Annotated in this window: 9 protein-coding genes and 1 tRNA gene; 7 read left to right on the top strand and 3 right to left on the bottom strand. The window is 55.5% G+C overall.

Annotated features, from left to right (window positions below; translation table 11 throughout):
• Positions 1–288 precede the first annotated feature (288 nt).
• Positions 289–1227 (bottom strand): ABC transporter ATP-binding protein, encoded by a 939-nt coding sequence (locus HMPREF2907_RS11190; RefSeq protein ID WP_070682744.1) that lies wholly within the window; start codon positions 1225–1227, stop codon positions 289–291.
• A gap of 65 nt (positions 1228–1292) precedes the next feature.
• Positions 1293–2171 carry an NUDIX hydrolase gene (locus HMPREF2907_RS11185; protein ID WP_070682733.1) on the bottom strand — a complete coding sequence of 293 codons (879 nt, stop codon included), beginning with the start codon at positions 2169–2171 and terminating at the stop codon, positions 1293–1295.
• 160 nt (positions 2172–2331) lie between these two features.
• Here HMPREF2907_RS11185 and HMPREF2907_RS11180 point away from each other — a divergent pair, with 160 nt between their 5' ends.
• The 5 genes from HMPREF2907_RS11180 to HMPREF2907_RS11160 all read left to right on the top strand — a co-directional run bounded on the left by HMPREF2907_RS11180 (position 2332) and on the right by HMPREF2907_RS11160 (position 4854).
• Positions 2332–2928 carry a beta-class carbonic anhydrase gene (locus HMPREF2907_RS11180; protein WP_070682732.1) on the top strand — a complete coding sequence of 199 codons (597 nt, stop codon included), beginning with the start codon at positions 2332–2334 and terminating at the stop codon, positions 2926–2928.
• Between the two features lie 57 nt (positions 2929–2985).
• Positions 2986–3597, top strand: coding sequence for a nicotinate-nucleotide adenylyltransferase (nadD, locus tag HMPREF2907_RS11175; protein WP_003764780.1), 612 nt, complete (start codon positions 2986–2988; stop codon positions 3595–3597).
• Positions 3598–3664: 67 nt separating this feature from the next.
• A complete protein-coding gene (gene rsfS, locus HMPREF2907_RS11170) occupies positions 3665–4051 on the top strand; it encodes a ribosome silencing factor (protein ID WP_003760959.1) in 387 nt (128 codons plus the stop codon).
• Between the two features lie 108 nt (positions 4052–4159).
• Positions 4160–4630, top strand: a complete 471-nt coding sequence (rlmH, locus tag HMPREF2907_RS11165) for a 23S rRNA (pseudouridine(1915)-N(3))-methyltransferase RlmH (protein ID WP_009312525.1) — start codon at positions 4160–4162, stop codon at positions 4628–4630.
• A 147-nt stretch (positions 4631–4777) separates the two neighbouring features.
• A tRNA-Met gene (locus HMPREF2907_RS11160) sits at positions 4778–4854 on the top strand.
• 264 nt (positions 4855–5118) lie between these two features.
• Here the strand turns inward: HMPREF2907_RS11160 and HMPREF2907_RS11155 are convergent.
• Positions 5119–5394, bottom strand: a complete 276-nt coding sequence (locus tag HMPREF2907_RS11155) for a hypothetical protein (protein WP_016687126.1) — start codon at positions 5392–5394, stop codon at positions 5119–5121.
• A gap of 221 nt (positions 5395–5615) precedes the next feature.
• On the opposite strand from HMPREF2907_RS11155, the gene HMPREF2907_RS11150 reads away from it, so the two are divergent.
• A complete protein-coding gene (locus HMPREF2907_RS11150) occupies positions 5616–6041 on the top strand; it encodes a CopD family protein (protein WP_049228039.1) in 426 nt (141 codons plus the stop codon).
• 54 nt (positions 6042–6095) lie between these two features.
• Complete coding sequence (locus HMPREF2907_RS11145) at positions 6096–6560, top strand: CYTH domain-containing protein (RefSeq protein ID WP_045074902.1); 465 nt, start codon at positions 6096–6098, stop codon at positions 6558–6560.
• Positions 6561–6630 lie beyond the last annotated feature (70 nt).

Raw genomic sequence — 6630 nt, 5'->3', positions numbered from 1 at the left:
GTACTGGTTTAAAGTTAATCCACTATAATATCCGCAACACAAACACAAGAAAGAGACTCAAAATGAAAGAATTGATCAAACTCGCCGCCGCATCGCTGATTGGTATGTCCGGTCTGACTGTCGGCGCGACCCACATCGCCGACAATATGCGTACCGCGATTAAAAAATAAGTTCGGGCTGTTTTAAAACCCCAAGCTCTTGGAAGTAAAAGCAAAGGTCGTCTGAAAAGTTTCAGACGACCTTTTTTAATTTGCACAATGTGTCAACAGACAGGCGGGACACAAAACATCAGCGCGATGATTCAAACCAGACGATTTGTTCTTTATCGATATGTATCGGCACGGTATCGCCGTCGGGTAGCTGTCCGGCGGGTAGGAGGGTGGTCAGTTCGCCGTATTCGGGGTGGGCGAAGGTCAGGCGCAGGCTGTCGGGTAGGGGGGTGAGGGACAGGATGCGGCAGGGTGTGCTTTGCGGGTCGGGGCGGATGGCGTGCGTAGGGATGTGGCGCGTATCGTCGGTGTTGGGCAGCCCGAGCAGGCGGGCGGCTTGGGCGTCGGCCGGGCGGCGGAAGAGTTCGGCGGGCGTGCCGTATTGGAGGATGCGCCCTTCGTGCATGAGGGCGATATGGTCTGCCAGCGCGGCGGCTTCTTCGGGGGAATGGGTTACGAGGACGGCGGGGATGTTTTGACGGCGGATGCTCTCGTCGGTCAGGCGGTAGAGGGTGTGGCGCAGGTGGGTGTCGAGGCTGGAGAAGGCTTCGTCCAAGAGGAGCAGGGACGGTTTGATAATCAGGGCGCGGGCGAGGGCGAGGCGTTGCTGTTCGCCTCCGGAGAGGCTGCCGGGTTTGCGGCGGGCTTCGTTTTCCAAACCGATGTCGCGCAGCGCCTGCATGGTTTGTGCTTCGATTTCGGCTTTGGGCAGGTGGCGCATTTTGAGTCCGAAGCCGACGTTTTCTTGGGCGGTCAGGTGCGGGAACAGGGCGTAGTCTTGAAACATCAGCGAGACGTTGCGTTTTTCGGGCGGGACGGCGGTGATGTCCTGCCCGTCCAGCCAGACTTCGCCGCTGTCGGGCTTGACGATGCCGGCAATGATTTTGAGCAGGGTGGATTTGCCGCAACCGGAGCGTCCGAGGACGGCGAGGGTTTCGCCTGCGGACACGGTCAGGCTGATGCGGTCGGCGACGGTTTTGCTGTCGAAGCGTTTGCAGATGTCGGTAAGTCGGAGCATGGGTTTCAGACGACCTTTTGGGGAATCGGGGAAGGGAAACGGCGGGTTTTGTTTATTGGTTTCGTTCAGCGGCAAAGGCTGTCCAGCCATAGGCTTAACGGATGCTGCCTGTCGAGCGCGCCGTAGCGTTTGAGGGCTTCGAGGGTAACGAGCTGGGCATCGTGCATCATGGCTTGGGACAACATGGTTTCGATGAGTTGCGAAACGTTCATCAATTCAAACCCTGCGACTTCGCCGTCTTGGTTTTCGGGGCGGACGGATTCGGGCAGGACGATGTCGAAGATGTGCAGGATTTCGTTGTGGATGCCGCGCGATACGGGGCGCAGGCTGTGGATTCGGGCGGCGGCTCGGAGGTTGCCGAGGGCGGGCGGCATCAGTCCGGCTTCTTCTTCGCTTTCGCGGCAGACGGCTGCAAACGGGGTTTCGCCGCTGGCAATGCCGCCGCCGACGAGGTTGTCGAGTTTGTCGGGATCGACGGCTTTGTGCGGGCTGCGGCGGCCTATCCAAAAATACCAGCCGCCGTCGGTTTGCACCAGTCCGTTGAGGTGGACGGCTTGGCTCATGAGTCCGAACGGGCGGAAGGCGGCGCGTTCCAACGCAAAGAGAACCTTGCCCGCGTCGTTGCACACGTCAAATTTTTCGTCGCGCCAGCCGTGCAGCAGTCCGAGGCTTTTCCATTCGTGCGCCAAGTGCTGCAAACTGTCGCCCATTGCCAGCCAGTTGTCCGTTTGCAGGCAGAGGTCGTCTGAAATTTCAGAAAGCCCTTCCTGCCAGTCTTGTTTGATCCGTTCGCGCCAAAACGGATTCAGACGACCCAAAGCCAGCCCGTTCAGATAGAGCGCGTTCCAGTCGTCTGCCGCGCCGTAACTTGCCCGCGCCCAATCGTAGAGCGCGTCGTGGGTGCGGCGGTCGATCGTTTCGGAAAAACAAGGGTGCGAAGACATGGCTGTTCCTCAGTCCAATCATAAACATAAAGCGGATTGTATCTGCTTTGTTTCAATTTGCAATCAACTCTATCCATAGCCGGACGGTACACGATGCAAAGCCAAACCGCCCGAAAACCGCTATACTATAATCGTCCCATTCTTTCGGAGATCCAACACCATGAGCGAATTGAGCGAAATTCTCGCCTATAACCAAAATTTTGTCGAATCGGGCGAATACGAAAAATATTTAACCGACAAATATCCCGGCCGCGAACTGGCCATCCTGTCCTGCATGGACGCGCGCATCATCGAGCTGCTGCCCAACGCGCTCGGGCTGAAAAACGGCGACGCCAAAGTCATCAAAAACGCCGGCGCAGTCGTTACCCATCCCTGGGGATCCGTCATGCGCAGCCTTTTGGTCGCCGTGTTCGAACTCAAAGTCAAAGAAATCATGGTCATCGCCCACTACGACTGCGGTATGAAGGGGCTGAACGCCGCCGATTTCCTCGAAAAAGTACGCGAGAACAACATCCCCGACGACCGCATCGAAACCCTGCGCAACGCGGGCATAAACCTCGACAACTGGCTGACCGGTTTCGACAATGTAGAAGACAGCGTCCGCCACACCGTCAAAGTCATCCGCAACCACCCGCTTATGCCCGCCGACATCGCCGTCCACGGACTCGTCATCCATCCGACCACCGGCAAGCTTACCCTCATCGTCGACGGCAGCCCCGAAGCAAAAAGCCTTTCAGACGACCCCGACAACCCATAAACCCGACAGGTCGTCCGAAACCCAAACAGAGCGCACACCCCACACCCAAGGACACCCATGAAAAACATCGGACTTTTCGGCGGCACCTTCGACCCCATCCACAACGGCCACCTCCACATCGCCCGCGCCTTCGCCGACGAAATCGGACTCGACACCGTCGTCTTCCTGCCCGCAGGCGACCCCTACCACAAAGACCCGTCCCGCGCCCCCGCCCAAGACCGCCTCATCATGACCGAACTCGCCATCGCTGACGACCCCCGCTTCGCCGCCAGCGACTGCGACATCGTCCGCGACGGCGCAACGTACACCTTCGACACCGTCCAAATCTTCCGCCAGCAATTCCCCGCCGCCCAACTTTGGTGGCTCATGGGCAGCGACAGCCTCATGAAACTGCACACTTGGAAAAAATGGCAGACCCTCGTGCGCCAAACCCACATCGCCGTCGCCATGCGCCAAGGCGACAACCTCAACCAAACCCCGCGCGAACTCCACGCCTGGCTGGGCGAAGCCCTCCAAAACGGCAGCGTCCGCATCCTCAACGCCCCCCTGCACAACACCTCCTCCACCCAAATCCGCCAAACCCTCCAAAGCGGCAGACTTTCAGACGACCTCCCGCCCCAAGTCGCCCGCTACATCCGCGAACACAAACTGTACCAAAGCGGAAAATAGCGTAAATTCATACAGATAAGTTATAATACCGTCCAAACCCCATTTCATTCCCACCATTAGGAAAACAATGAACGAACAAGAACTGCAAGACCTGCAAAAAATGGTCGAAACCGCCGTCGAAGCCCTCGAAGACATCAAAGCCAAAGACATCTCCGTCCTCCAAACCCAAGAAAAAACCTCACTGTTCGCCCGCATGATCATCGCCAGCGGCGACAGCACCCGCCAAGTCAAAGCCCTCGCCAACAACGTCGCCGTCAGCCTCAAAGAAGCCGGCTTCGAAATCCTCAGCACCGAAGGCGACAGCGGCGAATGGACGCTCGTTGACGCAGGCGACCTCGTCGTCCATGTCATGCTGCCCGCCGTCCGCGACTTCTACGACATCGACACCCTCTGGGGCGGCGAAAAACCCAGCTTCCACGCCGGCGCGCAAAAACCCTGGCACGCCGCCGACTAAGCCATCATCCCAAGCCGTCTGTGCATACAGACGGCTTTATTGCGCACGCCCTACCCCTTTTTGCCCAAACCGAAGTTTTCAGACGACCCCATCCGACCAAGGAAACCCATGAACATCACCGTCCTCGCCGTCGGCACCAAAATGCCCCGTTGGGTGGACGAAGCCGTCGGCGAATACGCCAAACGCTTCGGACGCGACGTCGCCTACACCCTCAAAGAAATCAAACCCGAAAAACGCGGCGCAGGCGTCAATGCCGCACAAGGCATGGCGGCGGAAGAAAAACGCATCCTCGAAGCCATCCCCCAAGGCGCATTCCTCATCGTCCTCGACGAACGCGGCAAAGCCCCGACCTCCGTCGAGCTGGCGGAACACCTCAAAAGCTGGCAGCAAAACGGCGAACACGTCTGCTTCGTCATCGGCGGCGCCGACGGCATGACCGACCGCCTCAAACAACAAGCCCGCATGATGATGCGCCTCTCCAGCCTCACTCTCCCGCACGGCATGGTGCGTGTTCTGCTGACCGAACAGCTCTACCGCGCCGTCTCCATCCTCCACAACCATCCCTACCACCGCGAATGACAAAAGCCGTGCCGTACCCATAGGCAGGTTTCGCGTGTTAAATAAAAGTAATTACTTGAAATCATAGGAATCGTTTTTGTTCCAAACAATTTAATCAAGAAAATACTTGACACCTTTCTGGAATGAAAGTATAGTTCTATCTTCTGACGCGGGATGGAGCAGCATGGTAGCTCGTCGGGCTCATAACCCGAAGGTCGTAGGTTCGAATCCTGCTCCCGCAACCAATTTTAAAAACCCTCGGTTTTCCGAGGGTTTTTTGTTGCCCGCCATTTCGGTAAAACGGCAAACAGGTTGGTTGCTGCGGGAAGGCGTTATGACCGGTTCGTTTATTTTTGATACATTCTCTGTCCTCGCGCAGGTGGGGCGGAAATGGCGCGCCGACAAATAAGCGGTATCGATGTAAACGGGCCGGCTATGCCGTATTGTAAAAGGTCGTCTGAAAACTTTCAGACGACCTTCAATCTTTTTTCTCAATATGCCGCAACGGCTTAACGTTTTTTCTTGGCGTTTTTCTTTTCGGCGGCGGCAAGGCGCATGGCGACGAATTCGACCATCAGTTCTTTTTTCGTCCAGAAGAAGTTTTTCATTTTTTCCAGAGAATAGATTTTGCGCACCATCATGGGCAGGCCGGCATGGATGATGGCGGCGACTTCGCCGTTGCGGGTTTCGTCCGCCATGGCGGTTTTGAGGTCGGTCTGGTTGGCGGCGAGGTAGTCGCCGATTTGTTTTTGAACGCTGGCGCTGATTTCAAATTGCTTAATCATGTTTTCTTTCCGTTTTGTGTTTGTCCTGCGGGGAATGGGCATATTAGTTTAATTACATATGCATTTTAACAAAATTTAATCTTATTGCATATAAACGATACGAAATTATGATGTGATTTACCATTTTTCGGGCGTAAAACAGACAGTCGTTGACATAAAGAAAACAGCCGCTGCGGTTTGGCGGGTAAAATACGCGTTTTCGAGCATGAGGTCGTCTGAAAATGTATTTGTGGTTTAAGCTCTTGCATGTGTTTTTTGTGATTTCGTGGTTTGCCGGGCTGTTTTACCTGCCGCGGATTTTTGTGAATCTGGCGCAGGTCGAAGCGGCGGAGCAGCCGGTGGAATATGAGCGGCTCTCGGCGATGTCGCGGCGGCTGTATAAGTTTATGTCGCCGTTGGGGTTCGGGACGCTGGTGTTCGGCATTTTGATTCCGTTTGTGACGGGCTGGTGGGGGCAGGGCTGGCTGCACGTGAAGCTGTTGATGGGCCTGCTGCTTTTGGCTTATCAATTTTATTGCGGCGCGCTGCTTCGCGGCTTTGAGGAAAAACGCAATACGCATTCGCACAAGTGGTACAGGGTGTTTAACGAAGTGCCTGTATTGATGATGGTCGTGGCTTTGTATATGGTGGTGTTCAAGCCGTTTTAAGGTGTGTGCAAAACCTGTTTTCAGACGACCTTCTTTTATATTGGAATCAAACAGATGACTATTGAAATCGAACGCCGCTTCCTGTTGAAAAACGATGACTGGAAGCGCGAAGCCTCCGCGCCGCAGGTGTTGCGGCAGGGCTATTTGAGCGTGGAAAAAGAGCGCACCATCCGCGTGCGCATTATTGACGACAAGGCTTGGCTGACTTTGAAAGGCTATATTTCGGATGTCAGCCGCAGCGAGTTTGAATACGAAATTCCTTTGGCGCACGCGCGGCAGATGATGGAGACGATGTGTCCGTTTAAAATGGAAAAACACCGCTATCGGGTGGAATTTAAGGGCTTTGTGTTTGAAATCGACGAGTATTTCGGCGACAACGCGCCTTTGGTGGTGGCGGAGGTCGAGCTGCCTGCGGAAGATGCACCGTTTGAAAAACCGGACTGGCTGGGCGCGGAGATTACGTCGGAAGGAAAATTTACCAATGCGTATTTGAGCAAGCATCCTTATTCGACTTGGTAGGCGGGTTTGGGAATAACGGTACGCCGCTGATACTGGACGCGGATTGTAGGATTGTAGGATTGTAGGATTG

The organism is Neisseria sp. HMSC055H02 (genome assembly GCF_001813335.1).
GTDB classification, from domain to species: domain Bacteria; phylum Pseudomonadota; class Gammaproteobacteria; order Burkholderiales; family Neisseriaceae; genus Neisseria; species Neisseria sicca_C.
The sequence above is the reverse complement of the archived record's forward strand: the minus strand, read 5'-3'. Positions and strand labels throughout refer to the sequence as shown.